Origin of the sequence: Flavihumibacter sp., from assembly GCF_036676075.1 — a bacterium.
Lineage (GTDB): Bacteria > Bacteroidota > Bacteroidia > Chitinophagales > Chitinophagaceae > Flavihumibacter.
The window spans coordinates 445,148-467,057 of sequence record NZ_JAKFDQ010000009.1; the positions used below are offsets into that span (position 1 = coordinate 445,148).

The 21,910-nt window shown below is 45.9% G+C and carries 12 protein-coding genes; 8 read left to right on the top strand and 4 right to left on the bottom strand.

Features of this window, described 5'->3' with window-relative positions:
• The first annotated feature begins 4 nt into the window (after positions 1-4).
• From V6M43_RS10730 to V6M43_RS10745, 4 genes are read left to right on the top strand one after another with little or no spacing between them, the layout of a single operon-like run.
• Positions 5-1,381: a UDP-N-acetylmuramate--L-alanine ligase gene (locus V6M43_RS10730; protein ID WP_332735092.1), complete on the top strand. Its 1,377-nt coding sequence runs from the start codon at positions 5-7 to the stop codon at positions 1,379-1,381.
• A gap of 9 nt (positions 1,382-1,390) precedes the next feature.
• Positions 1,391-2,641, top strand: coding sequence for an imidazolonepropionase (gene hutI / locus V6M43_RS10735; RefSeq protein WP_332735094.1), 1,251 nt, complete (start codon positions 1,391-1,393; stop codon positions 2,639-2,641).
• A 3-nt stretch (positions 2,642-2,644) separates the two neighbouring features.
• Positions 2,645-3,874: a cation:proton antiporter domain-containing protein gene (locus V6M43_RS10740; protein ID WP_332735096.1), complete on the top strand. Its 1,230-nt coding sequence runs from the start codon at positions 2,645-2,647 to the stop codon at positions 3,872-3,874.
• 12 nt (positions 3,875-3,886) lie between these two features.
• Entirely contained in the window at positions 3,887-4,945 is a 1,059-nt protein-coding gene (locus tag V6M43_RS10745) for a formimidoylglutamase (protein WP_332735098.1), read from the top strand.
• Here the strand turns inward: V6M43_RS10745 and V6M43_RS10750 are convergent.
• Together V6M43_RS10750 and abc-f are read right to left on the bottom strand one after the other, a co-directional pair.
• Entirely contained in the window at positions 4,942-7,206 is a 2,265-nt protein-coding gene (locus V6M43_RS10750; protein WP_332735100.1) for a patatin-like phospholipase family protein, read from the bottom strand. The genes V6M43_RS10745 and V6M43_RS10750 overlap by 4 nt on opposite strands.
• A gap of 13 nt (positions 7,207-7,219) precedes the next feature.
• Complete coding sequence (gene abc-f, locus V6M43_RS10755) at positions 7,220-9,202, bottom strand: ribosomal protection-like ABC-F family protein (protein WP_332735101.1); 1,983 nt, start codon at positions 9,200-9,202, stop codon at positions 7,220-7,222.
• Between the two features lie 117 nt (positions 9,203-9,319).
• Here abc-f and V6M43_RS10760 point away from each other — a divergent pair, with 117 nt between their 5' ends.
• Positions 9,320-11,695 carry a TonB-dependent receptor gene (locus V6M43_RS10760; RefSeq protein WP_332735103.1) on the top strand — a complete coding sequence of 792 codons (2,376 nt, stop codon included), beginning with the start codon at positions 9,320-9,322 and terminating at the stop codon, positions 11,693-11,695.
• 21 nt (positions 11,696-11,716) lie between these two features.
• Here V6M43_RS10760 and V6M43_RS10765 read toward each other — a convergent pair whose 3' ends face one another.
• Together V6M43_RS10765 and V6M43_RS10770 are read right to left on the bottom strand one after the other, a co-directional pair.
• A complete protein-coding gene (locus V6M43_RS10765) occupies positions 11,717-12,556 on the bottom strand; it encodes a hypothetical protein (protein WP_332735105.1) in 840 nt (279 codons plus the stop codon).
• 91 nt (positions 12,557-12,647) lie between these two features.
• A complete protein-coding gene (locus tag V6M43_RS10770; RefSeq protein ID WP_332735107.1) occupies positions 12,648-13,712 on the bottom strand; it encodes a hypothetical protein in 1,065 nt (354 codons plus the stop codon).
• Between the two features lie 145 nt (positions 13,713-13,857).
• On the opposite strand from V6M43_RS10770, the gene thrS reads away from it, so the two are divergent.
• From thrS to V6M43_RS10785, 3 genes are all read left to right on the top strand, one after another.
• Positions 13,858-15,795 (top strand): threonine--tRNA ligase, encoded by a 1,938-nt coding sequence (gene thrS / locus V6M43_RS10775; RefSeq protein WP_332735109.1) that lies wholly within the window; start codon positions 13,858-13,860, stop codon positions 15,793-15,795.
• A gap of 46 nt (positions 15,796-15,841) precedes the next feature.
• The gene (gene infC / locus V6M43_RS10780; RefSeq protein WP_332735111.1) at positions 15,842-16,432 is read left to right on the top strand and encodes a translation initiation factor IF-3; all 591 of its coding nucleotides are present in this window, start codon (positions 15,842-15,844) and stop codon (positions 16,430-16,432) included.
• A 133-nt stretch (positions 16,433-16,565) separates the two neighbouring features.
• Positions 16,566-21,827: a S8 family serine peptidase gene (locus V6M43_RS10785; RefSeq protein WP_332735113.1), complete on the top strand. Its 5,262-nt coding sequence runs from the start codon at positions 16,566-16,568 to the stop codon at positions 21,825-21,827.
• The last annotated feature ends 83 nt before the right edge of the window (positions 21,828-21,910 follow it).

A 21,910-nucleotide genomic window follows, 5' to 3' on the forward strand; every position in this document is an offset into this window, starting at 1 on the left:
AAATATGATCAATACTGTAAATGATTTTCAGCGCGTCTTTTTCACGGGCATTGCTGGAACAGGCATGAGTGCGCTGGCCCAGTATCTTAAGGGAATAGGTAAGGATGTAAGTGGAAGCGACCGCTATTTTCAAGCGGGCGTATTCAATGATACAAGGCAGAAGCTGGAAGCAGCTGGAATAACCTGTTACGAGCAGGATGGAAGCGGAATAGCAGCCAATACTGAACTGGTGATCGTTTCTGCAGCCGTGGAGGATACAGTACCCGAAGTGATCAGGACCCGCTCACTAAATATCCCTATCATTAAAAGAAGCGAATTGCTTTCCATGATCGCCAAAAGCAAAAAGACAATTGCTGTTGGAGGAACATCCGGGAAGTCGACCACCAGCGCCATGCTTTTTGATATCCTTGAATTTGCAGGAATGGAACCAAGCATCATCAGCGGTGCCGGACTGGTAAGTATTATCAGGGAAGGAAAGATCGGTAATGCCAAAGTTGGCAAGGGCGACTGGCTGGTAATTGAAGCAGATGAAAGTGATGGATCCATTGTCCAGTATTTTCCGGAGATCGGTTTGTTGCTGAATGTTGACAAAGACCATAAAGAGATCGAAACCCTTATGGAAGTGTTCACAACATTCAGGAATAACAGCAACCATTTTGTTGTGAACCAGAGTCATCCCCTGGCTGCACAATTATCGCAGGAACTCTCCAATGATTTCTGCCACCATGCTGATTGTCTTGCAGGCTATGTTGCCCGTGATTTTCACCAGCAGGGATTACAGATCAACTTTACCCTTAATCATGTTCCCTTTGAAATGAAACTGGTTGGAAGGCATAATATGGAGAATGCAGTTGCCGCCAGTACCATTGCAAACCTTGTGGGCGTGGACCTTGCCGTTGCAGCGGATGCCCTTTCACGTTATGAAGGTATTTATCGCCGCCACCAGGTGTTGGGACAAAAACACGGGGTATGGCTGATCGATGATTATGCCCATAATCCAGCTAAATGTGCGGCCAGCATTCAGGCCTGCCAACCCCTTGCATCTAAGGTAGTGGCCTGGTTTCAGCCCCATGGTTATGGACCCACAAGATTCCTGAAAGATGATTTCATAAAAGAGATAGCCGCTGTATTGAGGCCACAGGATGAGATCTGGATGAGCGAGATATTCTATGCCGGTGGAACGGCAACCAAAGATATTTCATCTAATGAATTGATTGAAGGAATCAGGATGCTGGGTGGGCAGGCATGGTTTGTAGAAGACCGCAATGATCTGCTGGAAGCAATAAGGCCACACCTTACTGACGATACTGTATTGTTATTGATGGGGGCACGTGATCCGGGCCTCGAATCTTTTGCCAATGAGGTTTGGGAAAAATTATAAGACTAACCTATGACCATCCTTTTCAGAAATATTAAAGGGCTTGCAGGGGTTCGGGAAAACAGTGTTGTTCTTAGAGGGCAGGAACTTGCTTCACTGCCTCTAATCAACCAGGCATGGCTGTTAGTGGAAGATGATATTATCGCAGCTTATGGAAAGGAATCTGATTTTGAGAATGGAGACAAAATGCCTCCGGAGGCAGAGGAGATTATAGATTGTTCTGGCAGGTATATGCTGCCCGCCTGGTGTGATAGCCATACCCACCTCGTATTTGCCGCCAGCAGGGAAAATGAATTCATCGATAAGATCAATGGACTTGGTTACGCGGAAATTGCTGCAAGGGGCGGAGGTATCCTTGCTTCTGCTAATAAGTTGAATGAAATGGATGAGGACAGCTTGTACCAGCTCGCTGCAGTGCGATTAAAAAAGGCCTCCCTGCTGGGAACCGGTGCAATGGAGATCAAGAGCGGCTATGGATTAACGGTAGAGGGGGAGTTAAAGATGCTGCGCGTTATTAAGCGCTTAAAGCAATCCTCGCCAGTTTCCATAAAAGCAACATTTTTAGGCGCTCATGCCATTCCGGGTAATTTTAAAGATGACCGTGAAGGATATATCAGGCAGGTGATAGAAGATATGCTGCCGACGATCGCTGAAGAAAAACTGGCCGACTATATTGATGTTTTTTGTGAGCAGGGATTTTTTTCAACGGAAGAAACCATTCGTATCTGCGAGGCTGGTAAACAATATGGATTGCTACCAAAGATCCATGCGAACCAATTGCATATATCAGGTGGAGTGCAGGCTGGTGTTGCCCTTGATGCAGTTTCTGTGGATCATCTGGAGTCAATGGATGCTGCTGCCATCGAAGCATTGGCCGCTTCCAAAACAATTGGCACATTGCTGCCTACTGCGGCATTTTTTCTGCTGATGCCATACCAGCCCGCGCGGCAACTTATCAGTGCCGGTGCAGCCATTGCAATCGCTACTGATTTCAACCCCGGTTCATCCCCTTCCTATAATATGCAACTGGTGGTGGCCATGAGCTGTATCCAACTGCGCATGCTACCCGAAGAAGCCATCAACGCCGCCACCATTAACGGCGCCTTTGCCATGGGCCTGGGTACAGAAACCGGCAGCATCACCGTTGGTAAACTGGCCAACCTGCTCCTCACAAAAACAATGCCCTCACTCCACTATCTTCCTTATTCATTTGGCGAACAATTGGTGGACAGGGTATGGTTAAAAGGCTATGCCGTATATTAGAGGATGGAGTCTATTCAATCTGAGCAGTTACTGATTCTGATATGTTGTATAATCGTTATATCCTACCTGTTTTCCATAGCAAGCAGGTGGATCAGGATACCTTCCGTATTACTCTTGCTATTGGCAGGTATGGGAACCCGGAGCCTTGCAACCTACTATGGTTTCGAAATTGAATTTCCTGCTTTACTTATTGAATCACTGGGAGTAGTAGGACTGATAATGATTGTGCTGGAAGCCGGTCTCGACCTGGAACTTAAACAATCAAAGATCAAACTGATAAGGGATTCATTCCTTTCTGCCCTTTTTATTTTCCTGCTTTCTACCTCAATGCTTTCCTTTATACTCTATAACTGGTTACAACAGCCTTTGGTGAACTGCATCATCTATGCCATACCGTTATCTATCATGAGCAGCTCCATTGTATTGCCCAGCCTCCATGCACTTACCCCGGCCAAAAAAGAATTCCTGGTATACGAAGCATCTTTCTCAGATATCCTGGGCATCATGGTGTTTAATTATTTTACAGCAGGGGAAATTTTGTCGCCGCTTTCGATGGGATTGTTTGCGGGAAACCTTGTTCTTTCTATTATTTTATCAGTGGTCATGAGCCTTATGCTGATCTTTATTATGACACGTACTGCCCTCACCATTAAATTCTTCCTGATATTCGCCTTACTCGTTCTTATATATGCAGGCGGCAAATTATTGCACCTGCCTTCCCTGATCATTATCCTGGCCTTCGGACTTATGATCAACAACTGGCATTTGCTGAAATTTGACTGGATTAAGAAACATTTCCCGCAGGAACAGGTTAATGGATTGGGCCACCTCCTGCATTCCATAACAGCTGAATCCTCTTTTTTGGTCCGCACCTTTTTCTTTATATTGTTTGGATATTCCATTGTGTTCAGTACCATCCTCGAAGATGAGGTGATGAAGGTGGGTGGATTGATAGTACTGGCGCTCTTTGTTGTACGATTCCTGTATATGCGGTTCTTCCTTAAGACCAATGTATTTCCCGAAGTATTTTTCATTCCGCGGGGATTAATCACCATTGTGCTTTTCTACAAGATTCCGCAACAATACCGGCTTAGTAATTTCAATGAGGGGATCTTATTCTTTATCATTCTTGTGAGCAGTGCCATCATGGCAATTGGTATGCTTTTCTATAAGAAGAAACCAGCCGAGATGGTTGAAGAACCACAGTTTTCAGAACGTTCAGATCTTTTTTAAATATTGATTGCTATGCAACATTTTAAGTTCTATTCCAAGCAGGACGCACTCTACCTGACCCGTATACGCCGGTTTGAAACCAAATTGGGTGAGCGGGTGCAGGTTCTTAACGGCCATGACCAGCTTGAAGAAAAACTCAGGGATTCTCCTGCTACCTACGTGTTGTTTGGCATACCGGAAGATATTGGTGTGAAAGCCAACTACGGAAAGGGAGGGGCCGACTCTGCCTGGCTGCCTTTTCTGACCGCATTCCTCAATACACAAAGCAATGATTTCTTTACAGGGGAAGAAGTTCTTTTACTCGGTCATTTTGATTTCGGCGACCTGCAGTTTGTGATTGAAAACCATGCCCACAGCGAGGAAGAAAAGATTGAAGCTTATCGCCATGCCGTGGTGCAGATTGATGAGGAGGTGGAAAATCTTACCAAAACGATCACAGCTGCTGGTATGATACCAATTGCAATTGGCGGTGGCCATAATAATGCATATCCCCTGATCAAAGGCGCTGCAAAGGGATTATTCAAATTGGGGCTTATTCCACTGGCACAAATAAATGCAATCAACCTCGATGCCCATACAGATTTCCGCCCTTCTGAAGGCAGGCATTCCGGTAACGGTTTCCGTTATGCTGAGGAGGATGGCTACCTGCAGAAATATTGTGTAGTGGGCGTCCATGAAAATTATATCCAGCAGAATGTTTGGCTCGATTTTGTGAATAATCCATTCCTTGACATGATCACTTATGAGGATATCTTTCTTTTTGATAAAAGGAATTTTATCCAGGCAGTTGCTCATGCAACAGGATTTACGGAAGATTCATATTGCGGCATTGAACTTGATCTGGATGTTATAGAAGAAAGTTTGAGTTCTGCCACAACGCCATCGGGATTAACACCGCTTCATGCAAGGCAGTATATCAGCTTTGCTGCAACCGATACAAAAGCAGCATACCTGCATATTTGCGAAGGTGCCTCGCAATTAAGTGATGGGCGTAAGAGTGAAACTACGGGTAAGCTTATTAGTTATCTTGTAAGTGATTTTATTAAGTCGAGGCCCGATTCATCCTCTTAAAACATTCCCCTGGAGAAACGGAATCCCATATTCACATAGTTTTTCAGCCGGCGGCTCTGGTCGCTGTAAATGAAACTGAATTCAAGCGGACCAATGGGTGAGTCGAAACCCAACGTTAATGCATACCCGCTCAATAGCTTTCCTTCTACAGGAGCAAGCTGGTCTTTCAGGAAAGAGTGATACATAAGGCTATAGCTGGATGCGGTATATACGCTGCCACTGAACTGGTAACGCCAGTTGATGGATCCCTTAATCAGGCTGTTTACAAAAAGCGAAGCATCCTGGATACCCGCCATGGTCACCTGGTTTCGCATCATGGGTTGCATACCACCCACAATGAAATCATGGAACACGAACTGGCTGGTATTGAAGTTGGCTGCAGCCTCAGACTGGAGGGTTATAAAATTCTTTGTACCCACCGGCAGTACTTTTTGTACCTGCATTTTAGCGCGGAAAAAAGGTTCGTAGCCAATACCCAGGGAATCCGGATTCTCAATGGGGTCACCGGATGAGTTAAAAGTAACATTCAGGTTCTGTGAAAATATATAGCTGGGTTCAAATAGGAAATACGTGCCTCGCCGCGGAAGGAACAGCCGGTCATGTGAATTGTATTCATATCGCATATATGCCTGCAGGTATGTATTGCGGCCATCAATAGAAATACGCGACTGTGTTTGTGGCTTCACGGATACTTTTTCAAGATGTATACCTGCTGCATACAACTGCCTTCTTTTGTAAGCCACCTGGAGTCTTGTGTCAACATATTGGCTGAAAAGGCGGTAAACACCGAGGGCCTTATAATCTTCGAATTGGGTTACTTCCTGTCGCTCCAGGTAATATTCACTGATCCAGGCCAGGGGTAATTTTTTGCTACCCCAGATCTGTGTATGCTCAAGCCTTAATCGCGGGTTTTCAGAGATGCCCGCAGCAATCAGGCTTTTACTTTGTTTTCCGATGAAATCGCGTACCGTAATATTAGCTATAAGCATGATATTGGTAAGTGAACTATAATTTACCGCCAGTTTTGCAGTGATCGGAACATTCTCCTCCGCAATCAGGCGGATATCAGCCACCCCTTCACTCACGGGTTCAAGCTGGTAATAGAGTTTATTGAAATAACGGGTTCCGAATGCCTGGCGAATTGATGCCTCTAATTCTTTAACGGTATATTCCTGTCCTTCTTTTAGTCCCAGCATCCTCCGCAGAAATGGCATGCTTATGTATTTTAAGCTATCGCTGATAATTTGACGAATACGGATTCTTTCAGGAACTGAAGGACAACTTACTTTCTCTGGCACACCATAAATAGCATTCAGTGAATCGGCCAGCTTCTTGAAGATAGGGTAGAAGGCAAGGCCGGTTTCGAGTCCAATTGCTATCAGGGAATCACTGCTTCCAAAACTTCCGCTTGAATATTTTTCAATGGGATGATCAACAAAATAATCGCAGAGTGCTATTTCCTGTTTGCTGGAAGCAGCTTCTTTAAAAAAGGCTATCTGGGTGAGGATCTGAAGCGGGGAGGTAAGCTTATCGGCCGATAAAAGTTCACTACTCACATCGCTCCCAACTATAATATCAGCTCCCATTTGCTTCACATCACTAACAGGGAAATTGCGAACCAATCCGCCATCCACCAGCTTTTTGTTATCTATGACAACTGCTGTAAATACAGAAGGGATGGCCATACTTGCCCGCACTGCACTTATAAGATCACCTTTGTCTAAGACGATGGCTTCACCAGTAGCCAGGTCGGTAGCTATGCATTTAAAGGGCCGGTTTAGTCCATCGAAATTCCGTATACCATAGGCAGGGAAATAGAGTTCATTGAATTTCAGCCAGAGCTCTTCTGATTCAAGAACGCCGGAAGGTAGCCGGAACTTTCCTTCTTGCATAGGTAACTCTACGGCATACCTCCCGTACTCGTTTTTCTCCTCCATGATGAAGGCATTGAGGGAGGACCGGTTACTGAGTAGCCTGTTCCAGTTTATACTGCGTGCAATAGTGAGAATGGTGTCAGCATCATAGCCGATAGCATAAAGGCTGCCAATGATTGCACCCATGGAAGTGCCGGTAACATAGTCGATCTGCAGGCCGGCAGAATCTATAGCTTTGAGAACACCAATATGGGCGAGACCCTTGGCACCACCACCACTGAGCGCCAGGCCAATTTTAGGTCGGGCGGACTGCTGTGCTCCTGCATTCATTACTGAAAGGAGCAGCATGGAAATGATAAGGTAACGGCAGAAAAATGTCCGGGTCATATGCCCGATGAAGTTAATCCATTTCCGTTTCCATTTCCATGATCTTTTCGAAGGTGGTCTCGTATTCTTTGTTAAGATTATCTAGTAGGGCCACCTGTTGTTTATAGGCTGTTTCTGCAGCGGCAAATTTACTTCTGTCAGAATAGGTTGCCGGGTCAGATAAGGCAAGCTCCAGTTCATTCTTTTTCTCCTTGGCTTTAGCGATGCGCTCTTCCAACTGGTTAAATTGTTTCTGCAGGCGTTGCAATTCCTTGCGTAGCTCCTTATTGATCGGTTGGTTGTTGGTTGGTTTAGTTGCAGCAGGCTTCACGTCTTCAACAACTTTTGCAGTGGGCGCCGCAACTGGCCCCTGCTTATCAGCTACAACCGCGGCAACCGCTGCTGCTGCAGCATGTTTTGCCATCCGTTCTTTCCATTCGATCCACTCATGATAGCTTCCTTTAAACTCTTTGATCTTATGATCTTCGATCTCCCATATCTTATTAGCAGCTTTGGATATAAAGTAACGGTCGTGACTAACCATGATCAGGCTGCCTTCATAACGGTTGAGGGCCTCCACCAATAACTCCACCGAATGGATATCGAGGTGGTTGGTCGGCTCATCCAGCATCAGGAAATTTGCTTTGCTCACGATGGTTTTCGCAAGTGCAACCCTGGCTTTTTCACCACCGCTGAGTACCTTGATCTTCTTATCTGTATCATCACCACTGAAAAGAAAACATCCCAATAATGTGCGCAGCTCCTGCTCGGTTTTCTGACTTCCGCAGGTCTTCATCTCTTCAATCAGCGTATTGTTCAGGTCGAGTGATTCAAGCTGGTGCTGGGCATAAAAACTCTCTTCAACATTATGCCCCCATTTACGGTCTCCTTCAAATGTTTCCACACCAGCAATGATTCTAAGGAGTGTAGATTTCCCTTTTCCGTTTGCACCGATCAGCGCGATCTTATCTCCCCGGTCAATTTCAGCCGAGGCATTTTCAACAATTATATTATCGCCATATTTTTTGGTGATATGTTTTAGTTCCACTAATACCCGTCCAGGTATTTTATCTATCCTGAAATTGATCTTTATGTTTGGACGTTCTATTTCCACTTCTTCTATACGATCGATCTTGTCGAGTCGTTTCATGGCACTTTGGGCCTGGGCAGCCTTGGTTGCCTTCGCACGGAAGCGCTCTATGAATCTTTCCTGCTGGCGTATATATTCCTGCTGGTTTTCAAAAGCACGTTGCTGCAGTTCAACACGCATGGCTTTCTCCGTTTCATAGAACTCATAATTGCCCTGGTAGAAATGCAATTGCTTCTGGTATACCTCCACCACCTTCGTGACCATGCGGTTAAGGAAGAATTTATCGTGACTCACAATAACCACCGAACCTTTATAATGCAAGAGGTATTTTTCAAGCCATTCGATGGATGGAAGGTCGAGGTGGTTGGTCGGTTCATCGAGCAACAACAGATCAGGTGCCTGCAGGATCATTTTTGCCAGCAGAACACGCATACGCCATCCCCCGCTGAATTCGCGGTAAGGACGGTCAAGGTGCTCCTGCGGAAATCCAAGTCCATGGAGAACTTCTTCCGTACGGTGATGGATATCATATCCCCCCAGCACTTCCAGTTCATGCAGGGCGTCGGAATATTCATGCAGAATTTTCTCATCGCCGGTTGCTTCCAATTCTTTTCCGAGCCGTTCAATATCCTTCTCCAGTTGCTGCACTTTCTCAAAAGCGCTGAGGGCAACCTCAAGTATGGAATTGTTGGTGTCAAAACTCAGGAGGTCCTGGTGCAGGTATCCGATGGTGGTACCGCGGCCCCGTTCCACTGATCCGGCGGATGGCAGTAATTCACCTACAAGTACTTTCAGGAGGGTCGACTTACCGGTTCCATTGTACCCGATCAGGCCGATACGCTCTCCCGGTTGAATATGCCAGGTGGCATCAGATACGATCACCCGGGCACCAAACTCAAACGTAACATTTTGTAATCCTACTAACATGGGGCGCAAAATTACAGAAAAGCCTTCGATTTTACCGGATGGTAACGAACCAAAGAGGGTGGTTTTTGTTCATTCCTGTTAACTTGCACCCGTCTTAACATAAACTTTATCGTTCCGATGCCCCGATTTTCGATTTTTTTCCTGCTATTGTTGCTTTTAGCCAGGCCGGTTGCTTTCGGTCAGGGAAATACAGGCAGCAGGAAGTTCACCCTCAGCGGCTATGTTCGCGATTCCCTTTCCGGGGAAAGCCTTATCGGGGCCTCCATAGTTATCAATGGTAAAGGCAGGGGAGTTGTCAGCAATACCTATGGATATTATTCGATCACACTGGAAGCGGGCAGCTATGAACTCAGTTGCAGTTATGCCGGCTATGAATCATCGCGTATATCGTTTACACTTGACCGTGATCTCTCCAATAATTTTTTGCTATCCCCCCGTGGAACCACACAGGAAGAGGTAATAGTATATGCCAAACGCAAGGATGGGAATGTTACGCAGGCACAGATGGGCAAAATAGATCTTTCCATGAGCCAGGTGAAATCTTTGCCTGTGCTGCTTGGGGAAACAGATATCCTGAAAACGCTTCAACTGCTGCCCGGTGTCCGCAATGCTGGGGAAGGCAATGCCGGCTTCTATGTGCGGGGTGGTGGGCCCGACCAGAACCTTATCATGCTTGACGACGCCGTGGTTTATAACACCGGCCACCTCTTTGGTTTCTTCTCTGTTTTTAATTCGGATGCCATAAAAAATGTTTCGCTCATCAAAGGTGGTATGCCAGCACAGTATGGCGGCCGACTTTCATCTGTTCTTGATATCGCCATGAAGGACGGAAACATGAAACAACTTGAAGGTGAGGGCGGGATCGGCCTGATTGCATCACGCTTTTCAATTCAGGGGCCATTGCAAAAAGACAAGGCATCTTTTATCATCTCCGCCCGCCGTACATATATAGATGCGCTGGTGAAACCATTTGTTCCTAAAAGCAGCTCCTTCTATGGATCGGGTTATTATTTCTATGATCTCAACACCAAGGTCAATTATAAATTCTCCGATCGTGATCGTCTTTATCTGAGTGGCTATTTTGGAAGGGATGTCTTTGATTTTAAAAACAACCAGCGCTCTTTCAGCGCCAATATCCCCTGGGGAAATGCTACCGCAACACTTCGCTGGAACCATGTATTCCACAGGAAATTGTTCTCCAATGCAACACTCGTTTTCAACAACTACAATTTTGCTTTTAACGGCGAACAGAATAATCTCTCTTTTAACCTGCGCTCGGGTATCCGCGACCTCACAGCAAAGTTTGACATGGATTATTATCCCGCACCCGCGCACAAACTCAAATGGGGAGCACAAATCACTCATCACACCTTTAAGCCAAACCTCTTCAGTGGCCGGTCCGATTCAGTTGATTTTACCCCCAATAATGCCTCCCGTAAATATGCCATAGAATCAGGTGTATATCTTCAGCACGACTGGGAACTGGGAGAGAAATGGCAATTGAATACCGGCATACGTTACAGCTCCTTTGCACAGACCGGGCCGTTCACCGCCTATACCCGCGATGCCGATGGCAATAAGACCGACAGTACTGTATACCGGAGAGGGTCAACCGTAAAGTATTATGGTGGACTGGAACCGAGGTTCACCATGCGGTACAGCATTAATGATGAGAGTTCAATAAAAGCTTCTGTTAGCAGGAACAACCAGTATATACATCTCGTGAGCAATGCCGGATCTACTCTTCCCACCGACCTCTGGGTTCCCAGTACATTAAATGTGAAGCCTCAGCTTAGCTGGCAATATGCGGCTGGCTATTTCCGGAATTTCAGCAATAATAAGTATGAGACATCGGTAGAGATATATTATAAGAAAATGGATAACCAGATCGAATACCGGGAGGGCTATACTCCCGGACTTACTGATCCGGAAGAAGAATTTGTATTCGGGGAAGGCTGGAGTTATGGAAGTGAATTCTTTGTTCGCAAAAATACCGGTAGGCTTACCGGATGGGTAGGGTATACGCTGAGCTGGACCTGGCGTAAATTCCCCGATCTCAATGAAGGCATGAAGTATCCGGCGCGATATGATCGCCGCCATGATCTCTCAGTTGTGAGTGCCTATGAATTGAATAAAAAATGGAAGCTCTCTGCAGTGTTTGTATATGGCACCGGAAATGCCACCTCACTTCCTGAACGTTTCTACATAGTGAATGGAACACTAACGCAGGAGTATAGCCGCATTAATAAATACCGGCTTCCTTCCTATCATCGCATTGATTTTGCCGCCACCTATACACCAGTTCCCAAAAAACCCCGCCGCATAAAGGGTAGTTGGGTTTTCAGTATTTACAATGTTTATAGCAGGTTGAATCCCTATTTCATTTACTACGATCAAACAGGAAGTGCCTATGACGGCAGCCTGAAGGTGGAAGCCAGGCAGGTGAGCCTTTTCCCTATCATCCCCAGCGTAACCTGGAACTTCAGGTTTTAGGTGTCTGACTGCGTCAGACACCTATTTCAGGCGAAATCGTACCGCAGCATTTTTCTTGTCGGAAGCTGAAAGTCTTACTTCGTATTTATTGCGGCCTGCCGTTACTACCATCAGCGCAGTATTGGGAGGGATGCTCCCAAGATTATCTGCATACATCACCAGTTCATAATCTGTATCAGGAAAAGCCTTAAGCTCCAGCGTTAAGGGCTTGTTGGTGAGCCGCTGTTTTAATAGAAGCAATTTATTATTCAGGAAGATGGTTACAGTATCATTATCTATCTCTGCATTGTCGTACAGATCGATTTTTATATTGGGCGTTTCAAGCTCAAGGGTGCTTACCACCTCTGTGGTACGCTCCTGCAGCTTCAACGATTGCTGGAGTTTGGCAAGTTCTTCCGGCTGGTCGATATCGATGGGGAAATCGGTTGTAGATACCCGGTATAGCGTGATCCTGCCGGGTGGGCAGGCCTTTCTACTATCGCTTTCATATCCTTTCCATTCACCAGTAAGGCTTTCTTTATTACCGGAAGAAGACCAGGTAAGATCATAGGTCTTGGAACAGGCAACGCAATCGGAAGGAATATTTACCTCCATTATTTTGTCTTCAATGAGAACCATTCTTTTGGTCTGGCTATTATAACGTCCATTGAAATGATGTTTCACAAAACGGTTACGGTCATAATAATCAAAAGAATTTCCCACCAGCATATTTCCTTGCTGGCCGATCTGGATCTCAAGGTTATACACCGGGAAACAGCCCCCTGCTTCCTGGGTAAGTGTTCCACGCCAGATGCCGTTCAGGTCCTGTGCAGATGCAGCCTGCAGTAAGATCAATAATAGGGAAGTCAGAAAGAGCCTCATGGGTTGTATTGGTAGTTCAATTTAAGCCATCGCATGAATTGAGCGATAGAATTTTGTGAACGGCAAACAAGGGAATATGAAAGGCAGCCATCTAATTACCTGCCTCATACCGGAAGCGCACCACTGCATTTTTTTGTTCTGTGGACGTGATCCTCACTTCAAATTGCTGGTTACCTGCTTTCACCACCATCAATGAAGTATTTGGGGGGATCTCACCAAGGTTTTCTGCTACCATTACCAGTTCATGATATTCATCATCATCCAGGGTTATACGCAGCGTAATGGGAGAGAGGGAAAGCATTTTCCTTGATACCACCAACACTTTGTTCAGGTAAACGGAAACTGTGTCTTTATCGATTGTGCCATTATCATACAGGTTTACGATCACTTCCCTGGTGCGCACTTTAAAGGTCTTAACCAGTTCATTCTCTCTTGTTTTCAACACCGGTGGAATAACCTGGGGATCTGTCCTTTTTTTATCAGCAATTCCCTGGTTAGTTGGCGGAGCCTTTGGTTCTATCGGACGCTGTGGTAACTCGGGCTCCTTTTCTTCAACTTTCGGGGCTGGTGTTACAATTTTTTTATTGGATTTAGCTATTTCAGTCTCTTTCTCTGTAACAACTGGTGGCTGTGGTTTTGGCGGTGTAATAGGTTGCTTTTTTTCTTTCTCACGCTGCACAAGGAAAGGCTCCTTATAAAAATCGGAACTGATAACCTTGCGCAGGAAAACAGTGCCTCTCCCACAATCTGATGAGTCGCGCGTGTTCATGCTTACATAAGTTCCTTCCATGAATTCCTCTCTGCCATTTCTCGAATATTGCAGGAAACATGTCATCACACAGGCATCATTGCCCTGCATCATTCTAACCTCCACGATCTTCAGTTCTTCCAGCAATACTTTCTGCGTGCCGGTATGAATAGTGCCCTTGGCAACAGCCTTACCATAGAATTCGGTTGTCTTGTAAGAATAGGTAACTCCTTTAAATGCTTTTCCCCGCTGGTCGAGCTGGATCTCGAATTTATAACGGTCATCAATATTCATGAGTTGCAACATCCGGTTATTGGAACGGAAATGACCCCGCCATATACCGGTCAGATCCTGCGCGTGCAGGGCTGTTCCGGCAAATAAAAGAAGTAGCAGGATGATGAGCCTCATGAATGCAAGTTATATATTCAAGTTAACTAAAAAGGAATGGCAATTTCGTACCGTTCAACGAGTTATTCTGGCAATTGTTCGTTAAATTTGCAACCCTTCCTGCCTTGTTTGTATAAAGGGGGAAGCAGAAATACTATAGAAACAAATGATAAAGATCAGCTTTCCGGATGGCGCGCAGCGTGAATATGAACCCGGTACCTCAGCCCTCGACATCGCAAAAAGTATAAGTGAAGGATTGGCCCGTAAAATACTTGCAGCATCGGTTAACGGGCAGGTGTGGGACCTTAGCCGTCCTATTTATGAAGATGCAGCGTTGAAATTATTGGGATGGGAGGAAAAGGATGCTAAATCTACCTTCTGGCATTCTACCGCACACCTCATGGCAGAAGCCATTGAAGCGATGTTCCCCGGGGTAAAATTCTGGGTTGGTCCGCCGGTTGATAACGGATTTTATTATGATATAGACCTTGGTGATAAAAGCATTTCTGAAGAAGATCTCAGGAAGCTTGAAGTGAAGATGGCAGAACTTGCAAAGCAGAATAATGCCTTTATTCGTAGAGAAGTTCCTAAGGCAGAAGCCATTTCTTATTTTGCCGAAAAGGGCGATGAATACAAGCTCGATCTCCTGCAGAACCTGGAAGATGGAACCATCAGCTTCTATTCGCAGGGTAATTTCACTGATCTGTGCCGCGGACCGCATATCCCACATACCGGACTCATCAAGGCTTTCAAGCTCACCAGCATCGCAGGTGCTTACTGGAAGGGTGATGAAAAAAACAAGATGCTTACCCGTGTTTATGGAGTAAGTTTTCCCTCACAAAAGGAACTTGACGAATACCTCGCTTTACTTGAGGAAGCCAAGAAGCGTGATCACAGAAAGATAGGTAAGGAGCTCAGCATTTATACTATGGATGATGATGTGGGACAGGGCCTTATCATGTGGATGCCCAATGGAACTATCATCATTGAAGAATTGGAAAAGCTCGCAAAGGAAACTGAAGAAGAAGCAGGTTACCATCGCGTTGTTACTCCTCATATTGCCAAGGAAAGTATGTATCTGACCAGCGGGCACCTTCCTTATTATGCCGATAGTATGTACCCTCCCATGGAACTGGAAGGAGAGAAATACTATCTACGCGCAATGAACTGTCCGCATCACCATAAGATTTTTGCTGCAGAGCCAAAGAGCTATCGCGACCTGCCTTATCGCATTGCAGAATACGGTACTGTTTACCGTTATGAGCAAAGCGGTGAATTATTTGGTCTCATGCGCGTTCGCTGCCTTCATATGAATGATGCACATATCTATTGTACAAAGGATCAGTTTGAGCAGGAATTCCGCTCTGTGAACGAGATGTACCTCAAGTATTTCAAAATATTTGGGATTGATAAATATGTAATGCGCCTAAGCTTGCATTCACCCGAAAAGCTTGGTAAGAAATATGTGGATGAACCTGAGTTGTGGAAAGAAACAGAAGCCATGGTTCGCCAGGTGCTGATAGATTCAAATATTCCATTTGTGGAAGTACAGGATGAGGCCGCTTTCTATGGTCCAAAAATTGATGTACAGATATATAGTGTAATAGGAAGGGAATTCACGCTTGCCACCAACCAGGTGGATTTTTCACAGGGCCGCAGTTTCAAGCTTGAATATACCACCGCCGACAACCAGCATGACACTCCCCTGATCATTCACCGGGCGCCTTTAGGAACCCATGAGCGTTTCATAGGATTTTTGCTTGAGCATTATGCGGGTAAACTGCCGGTATGGCTGGCACCACAGCAGGTGAAGATCCTGCCGATTAGCGATAAATTCATGGATTATGCAGAGGGAGTGAAGAAACAGCTTCGGAAAGCAGGTGTGAGAGTATCCATTGATGACAGGAACGAAAAAATCGGTAAGAAGATCCGGGATACCGAGCTGCTGCGCGTTCCTTATATGCTTGTGGTAGGCGAAAAAGAGATGAATGAGGGCAAGATTGCCGTTCGCCGCCAGGGCAAAGGAGATGCCGGTGTTATGCCCGTGGAGGAATTTATTCAGGTGATTTCACGGGAGATTTCAGATCGCAGCAGTAGTGAATAAAAAAATTAATATTTTCGGGTCGTAATTGTTTAATCAAAATAACTAAATGGCATTTCCACCCAGACCACCCAGAGGGGCTTTCAATCCAAGGTTCAAGAAAGAACAGCAACAGGAACACAGGACTAACCAAATGATTCGGGTACCATCGGTACGATTGGTTGGCGACAATGTAGAAGTAGGCGTTTATTCCATCCAGGAAGCACAGCGCATGGCACAGGACCAGGGGCTCGACCTGGTGGAGATCTCGCCAAACGCCGATCCGCCGGTTTGCAGGATCATCGATTATAATAAATTCCTATACGAGAAGAAGAAGAAGGATAAGGAGATGAAGGCGAAGGCCAAGCAGTCTGAAGTGAAAGAGATCAGGTTTACACCTAACACCGACGACCATGATTTCAATTTTAAAGCGAAACATGCGGAGGAATTCCTGAAAGAAGGAAATAAGGTGAAAGCCTATGTCCAGTTCCGCGGTAGGGCCATCCAATTTAAAGACAGGGGTGAACTGCTCCTCCTGAAATTTGCAGAACGCCTTACAGATTTTGGGGTTTTGGAAGGGATGCCAAAAATGGAAGGTAAGCGGATGCTTGCCATCTGGGCACCTAAAAGCCAGAAGAAGAAAAAGGATTCAGGAGATTGATCCCTTTCCAAATAGTATAATTGTCAAAATCAATTGGGGAACCCGCATCAATGCGGGTTTTTTTATTATTTCTGGGCTTCTGCATAATAGAATCTACCCCCGGTTGTTTATATTGAGTCTGATTCCTGATTTTATGAGCATAGCACCTGTGATTTTGAGGGGATTGATATTCTGTACCATTTTAGTATTGGCCCTAAACGCACGAACTCAGGTAACCGAATCCAGCCCTATCCGTTTAAAAAACGGTCTGCCGGCCAAAAGCCTGGTACTGCGTTCCATTGATCCATTGGATCCCACACTCCGTGCATCAATAGCAGGCGGAAAAACCTGGGCAATTATTCAGTTTAAAGAACTTCCAGGTACCCGCAAGCAGGCGGAACTTCGCAGGCAGGGTATAGAACTCTATGATTATATTCCTGAAAACAGTTTCCTCGCAGGTATCAGGGGATCGTTTTCTGCCAGTGATCTTGGCGCAAAGGGCATCCATGCATTGGTTCCCATGAACAGGTCGCTGAAATCGGGTATATATGGTTTAGATGCAAATAACAGAAGGGATGTTTCTGCGGCCCCTTCCCGGAATTACCATCTTAAATTGATCCCGGGAGCTGATAGCACTGAAGCGAGAAATCTTCTGGAAAATTCTATTTCAACCTTTGGAGCGGATGGACAGGTAATAAAATTTCTAACGCCAGACCTTGCGGAATGCAGACTTAATGGGATGGTGCTCAACCATCTGCTCGATCAGCCATTTTTGCTCTACGTGATGGAAGCGCCAGCACTTGGTATCCTTAATAGTGAAGCAATTGATATCCAGCAGTCGGACCAGCTGCATACAGGATTTGAAGGTATGCCTGCCATTAGTGGGAAAGGTGTAGTGCTGGGTATAGGAGATAATGGAAGGATTTATCATATTGACCACCGATATAATGAGGAGGGACAATCCTATAACGGAGCATCTCATGCAACCCATGTTGCCGGAACTATGGGCGGGGCAGGCATTCTTGACCCGGCTATGAAAGGAAACGCCTGGCAATCCACTCTTATCGTAGATTATTTCAATACAATTATCGATCGCTCGCCCGAATATTACCAAAAGGGGATGGTGGTTACCAACAACTCCTATGGCGCTGGCAGCCAATGCCTTCCCTATTCAGGATTATATACAGGATATTGTGTTCAGGGCGATCAGCAATTACTTGACCTTCCCAACCTCGTACATGTATTTGCCGCTGGAAATGAAGGAGGATTGAAATGCGGTGACTTCCCTACGGGGTTTAGAACCATTGACAATGCCTTCCAGGCTGCCAAGAATGTAATAACTGTTGGCGCCACAAATAAGGATGCCAATCTCTTCCGCTGGTCCAAAGGTCCGACCCTCGACGGCCGACTGAAGCCGGAGATAACCGCTATAGGGGATGGTACCAGATCAACTGCCACAAACAATACCTATGCTATTGATTACGGAACCAGTATGTCGGCCCCCCAGGTGACGGGTGTTCTTGGGTTACTCTACGAACGTTACCGTCAACTCAATGGGAATGTTGATCCGCCGGGAGATCTGATGAAAGCTATTGTCTGTAATACCGCAACAGATATCGGAAATAAAGGAGTTGATTTCACCAATGGATTCGGTTTTCTCAATGCCCGCAAAGCGATTGAAGTTGTAAATGCTAAAACATATTTGTCTGGTACAGTAGACAATGGAGGGGAATCCAGGTTCGAAATTAACCTCCCTGAACAGGTGAAAGACCTGAAAATCATGTTATACTGGCACGACAATCCATCTTCTCTTTATACGTTTAAGAATTTGGTTAATGATCTGGATATCAGCATTATATCTCCTTCAGGAACCGAGATGGATCCATTGATCCTTGATACAAGTGCTGCTGGGGTTAATGCTCCCGCCATCGCCGGGAAAGATCATATCAACAATATAGAACAGGTGGTTGTCGAAAATGCAGCGCCTGGTATCTATACTATATTGGTAAAGGGTTTCAAGGTTCCGGCTGGTCCACAGTTGTTCAGGATTGTATATAACTGGGAAGAAACGGGCTTGCGTCTATTGCAACCTGCCGGGGGTGAAAAATGGAAGCCTGCCCAGCAAAAAGGCATTATCTGGTCGGCTGGAAATACTCCGGCTTCATCCATCACGGCAAGCTTTTCAGCGGATGGCGGCCTGAGCTGGACTGATATTAATGGTGGATCTGCCCATGCAAACAGGAAGGATTGGACCGTTCCTTCAATTAGTACTACCAACGCGAGGATCAGGATCCGGAATAATATTACAGGGGAAGAAATCATTTCGGAACCCTTTACTATTCTGCCCGATTATAATTTTTCACTTACAAGTACCTGCGCCTCAACCATTACTGCACGCTGGAAGCCGGCGCCAGGCATTGATTCAGTTCAGGTTTTACAATACGAAGATGGTGCCTATAAAGTAACTGCAACTACTGCTGATACATTTTTTGTCCTAACCGGACTACGGTCGGGCCCCAACTACTGGATCACCCTGCAACCCTTGCTGAACGGGATTCCCGGCGAGCGGAGCCTGGCAAAGCTTATTAGAACACCCGCCACCGTTTGTCCACCTGCTGGTGCAGCCGGAGACCTCGCTATAACTACGGTCCTTAATCCTTCCGTTCAGCGCTTTGCCACCAGTACTGATAGAAATGGGATTGATACGGTAATTATCCAGCTCCGCAACATGGGTAATTCATCAATCAGCGATACTGTTTTCCTCTCTGTGAACCAGGATGGAAATCTGCTTGGGTCAGATACGCTTATAAGAAATTTTACCCCGGGAGAAGTTTTTTCATGGAAAACGGCAATAATCCTTCAGTCAGAGATCGGTGAAGAAAAGCAGCTTAAGTATAGTATAAGCTCAATTAATGATCCCGAACCTTCCAACGATACCCTCGCCAATTTATGGCGTTATCTTCCTAATGAACCGGTGACCTTGCCATTATCGCTGGATTTTGGTGGTTTGAAAGACAGTACTTATTTAAAACCAGGCATTATTGGGGTATTTGGTGCATCGCAGATAGATTATTCAACTTCCTCACCCATCATAAAACTACATAGCCGATCAACAGGTATTCCCTTCACTGCCTCCAGCAAGGTGCACAACCAGGAAATGGTGTTGACTTCCACCTTTAATATGGCAGCGTACCAAGTTTCAGATGATATAAGACTGACGCTGGATATTCCCGAGTCAGGTAAAATGAGGCTGGAACTGTCTGTCAGGGGTTCCGACACATCAGCATGGCTGGTTTTGCCTCAAACTGACCCGGTCACTTACGTGAACAGTCTTGACCACATGAATATTACCCGGGTACTCGAAAAGGGTAGCCAGCAATTTTCCAGCAGTTTTCAGCTTAGGCTAAGAATCACCAAAACGAATTATGAAGATAGCCTGCCACTCCTGCGATCAATTCAACTTTTCAAGGCAAATGCCGACATGGCACTAATTGACCTTTACTATATTAAAAATAAGGTTACTGATGGCGATAGTTTGCGGTTCAGGGTCAGCGCCCTTAATCTTCGCTCCGTGGGAACAGGAAGTTTCATCATTGGAGTAATATCCCCTGATGGTAAACGCCAGTCCAGTAGCTTCGATAGTATTGCTGCAAATGATACTGCCCATGCTGAATTCACGGTTCCAGTCAAGGACTGGCCTTCAGCAGTTTCCGGTGTGTATGCTTTTGTTACAGCCGTGGGTGATATAAACCAACAGGATGATACTCTCTTCGCACCACTGGCCTACGCGAAGTTAATGAACCAGTTCCCCTACCTGCAGGGTTTCGAAAATGGCAAACAGGGATGGGGCTCTACCTATATGTATGATCTTGCAGAAAATCTGCAGGAAACTGTTCAACCTTTTAAAGCTGCCAATGGAAATGGATTCTGGGGTACCCGCCGGCTGGAAAACTCTTCAGGAGTGGCTTTTGTTGTAGCATCGGGATACCTGGTAAGTCCGCTTTTCGATCTTCGCCAATTGCGGGCGCCACATCTTTCCATGAGTGTTAATAAGCAGCTTTGTGATGGTAAGGATTCTGTGTTCCTGGAATTTTCTGCTGATACCGGTCGAACCTGGCAACGATATATAGCCCCCGTTCAACAATCCACCAACTGGTATACTGCGCAACAGCAGGCATGGAAAGATTGTGGTAATGATTACTGGCAGGTGGTTTCTATGGCATTGCCCACCGGCTGGGCCACCCTTCAATTCAGGATTCTTTCACTGGAGCGTTCAGATCTTAGCACCGCCACACCAATTGTTCCGGGGGGATTATTGTTGGATGAGGTACATATTTTTGATTTGGATCATCCTGTTGACGCTGGACTCACCGATTTCAGTTTTGAAGGGAGGTCGAAACCGCTGCAGTGGACCCCGGTGATAAGAAATGGTGTCATTCTTTCTGCCGCTCAATCTGCAGAAGGGGAGCAGGCATTCCGTTTTAATTACCATTCAGCAGGTGAGGGTAATTTATTCCAGGGAAATCCGGTTCTTAAACAACGCTGGGTGTTTTCAGGATCCAACAATACGGCAGGAGGTAAGATTAGGTTATTCATTACCGATGATGCGGTAAGGCAATGGCTGGACGAAAACCCTTGCGATACCTGTGCAATAAAGAGAAGCGCCTATGATTTGTCTGTATTCAGGTACACGGGACCCCCATCCACACTAAATGAGAAAACCTCAGATAACCTTCCGGGATTTGAAACAGTTTGGACGGCTGACCAGTTTGAACTCATTCCTTATGAAAAAGGATATTATGCAGAGATCCCATCTGAAGTTTATGGTGAGTTCTATTTCGGGATAAATAATACCCTATCCACCGTGGTGCTTGAGGCAACGGGAAGGCAGGAACCAATTTCATCTCTGCTTCAATGGGATGCGACCGCTAACCTGGGGATTCTTCGTTTTGAAATTGAACGGGCAAACGGAACCGGCAGCAGTAGTGGTTTCCAAACCATTACCACCATACAAACCCAACCCAATGGCAATTATAGTTTCACGGATGCGGGGGTAATTTCTCCAGGCAGTTACCAGTACCGGCTGAAGATCATTTATGAAAATGGCCAGGTCAGGTATTCCAACATCAGTTCGGTGAACTTTGGTGAAGGCATGAGGCTTAGGGTTTATCCCAATCCTTCCCCCGCTGCTGAAATGCTTCTGCTGGTGGAGAACCTTGCAGGCGAAACCCTGCATATGGCCCTGGCGGATGTGGCGGGGCGCACCATTTGGCGAAGGAAACTGGATATTGCGGCAAGCGTTCAGGTGGTACCTTTGCACCAGGCAGGTCCGCAACTGGCGCCAGGTATCTATTATCTTCGCGCCCAGAACGGAAAAGAAATAAAGACCATACGGTTGGTTATTTCAGGAAACTGATATACCTTTGCGCTCCCAAAAGGGTGCCATCGAAAGATGGTGACATTGCCCAAATGGCTCCATAAGTCCCTGCCTGTGCGGGG

Bases quoted from the DNA above. Each gene is read 5' to 3' on its own strand.
- V6M43_RS10730 (WP_332735092.1), top strand. From the start codon at position 5: ATGATCAATACTGTAAATGATTTTCAGCGCGTCTTTTTCACGGGCATT.
- hutI (WP_332735094.1), top strand. From the start codon at position 1,391: ATGACCATCCTTTTCAGAAATATTAAAGGGCTTGCAGGGGTTCGGGAA.
- V6M43_RS10740 (WP_332735096.1), top strand. From the start codon at position 2,645: ATGGAGTCTATTCAATCTGAGCAGTTACTGATTCTGATATGTTGTATA.
- V6M43_RS10745 (WP_332735098.1), top strand. From the start codon at position 3,887: ATGCAACATTTTAAGTTCTATTCCAAGCAGGACGCACTCTACCTGACC.
- V6M43_RS10750 (WP_332735100.1), bottom strand. From the start codon at position 7,206: ATGACCCGGACATTTTTCTGCCGTTACCTTATCATTTCCATGCTGCTC.
- abc-f (WP_332735101.1), bottom strand. From the start codon at position 9,202: ATGTTAGTAGGATTACAAAATGTTACGTTTGAGTTTGGTGCCCGGGTG.
- V6M43_RS10760 (WP_332735103.1), top strand. From the start codon at position 9,320: ATGCCCCGATTTTCGATTTTTTTCCTGCTATTGTTGCTTTTAGCCAGG.
- V6M43_RS10765 (WP_332735105.1), bottom strand. From the start codon at position 12,556: ATGAGGCTCTTTCTGACTTCCCTATTATTGATCTTACTGCAGGCTGCA.
- V6M43_RS10770 (WP_332735107.1), bottom strand. From the start codon at position 13,712: ATGAGGCTCATCATCCTGCTACTTCTTTTATTTGCCGGAACAGCCCTG.
- thrS (WP_332735109.1), top strand. From the start codon at position 13,858: ATGATAAAGATCAGCTTTCCGGATGGCGCGCAGCGTGAATATGAACCC.
- infC (WP_332735111.1), top strand. From the start codon at position 15,842: ATGGCATTTCCACCCAGACCACCCAGAGGGGCTTTCAATCCAAGGTTC.
- V6M43_RS10785 (WP_332735113.1), top strand. From the start codon at position 16,566: ATGAGCATAGCACCTGTGATTTTGAGGGGATTGATATTCTGTACCATT.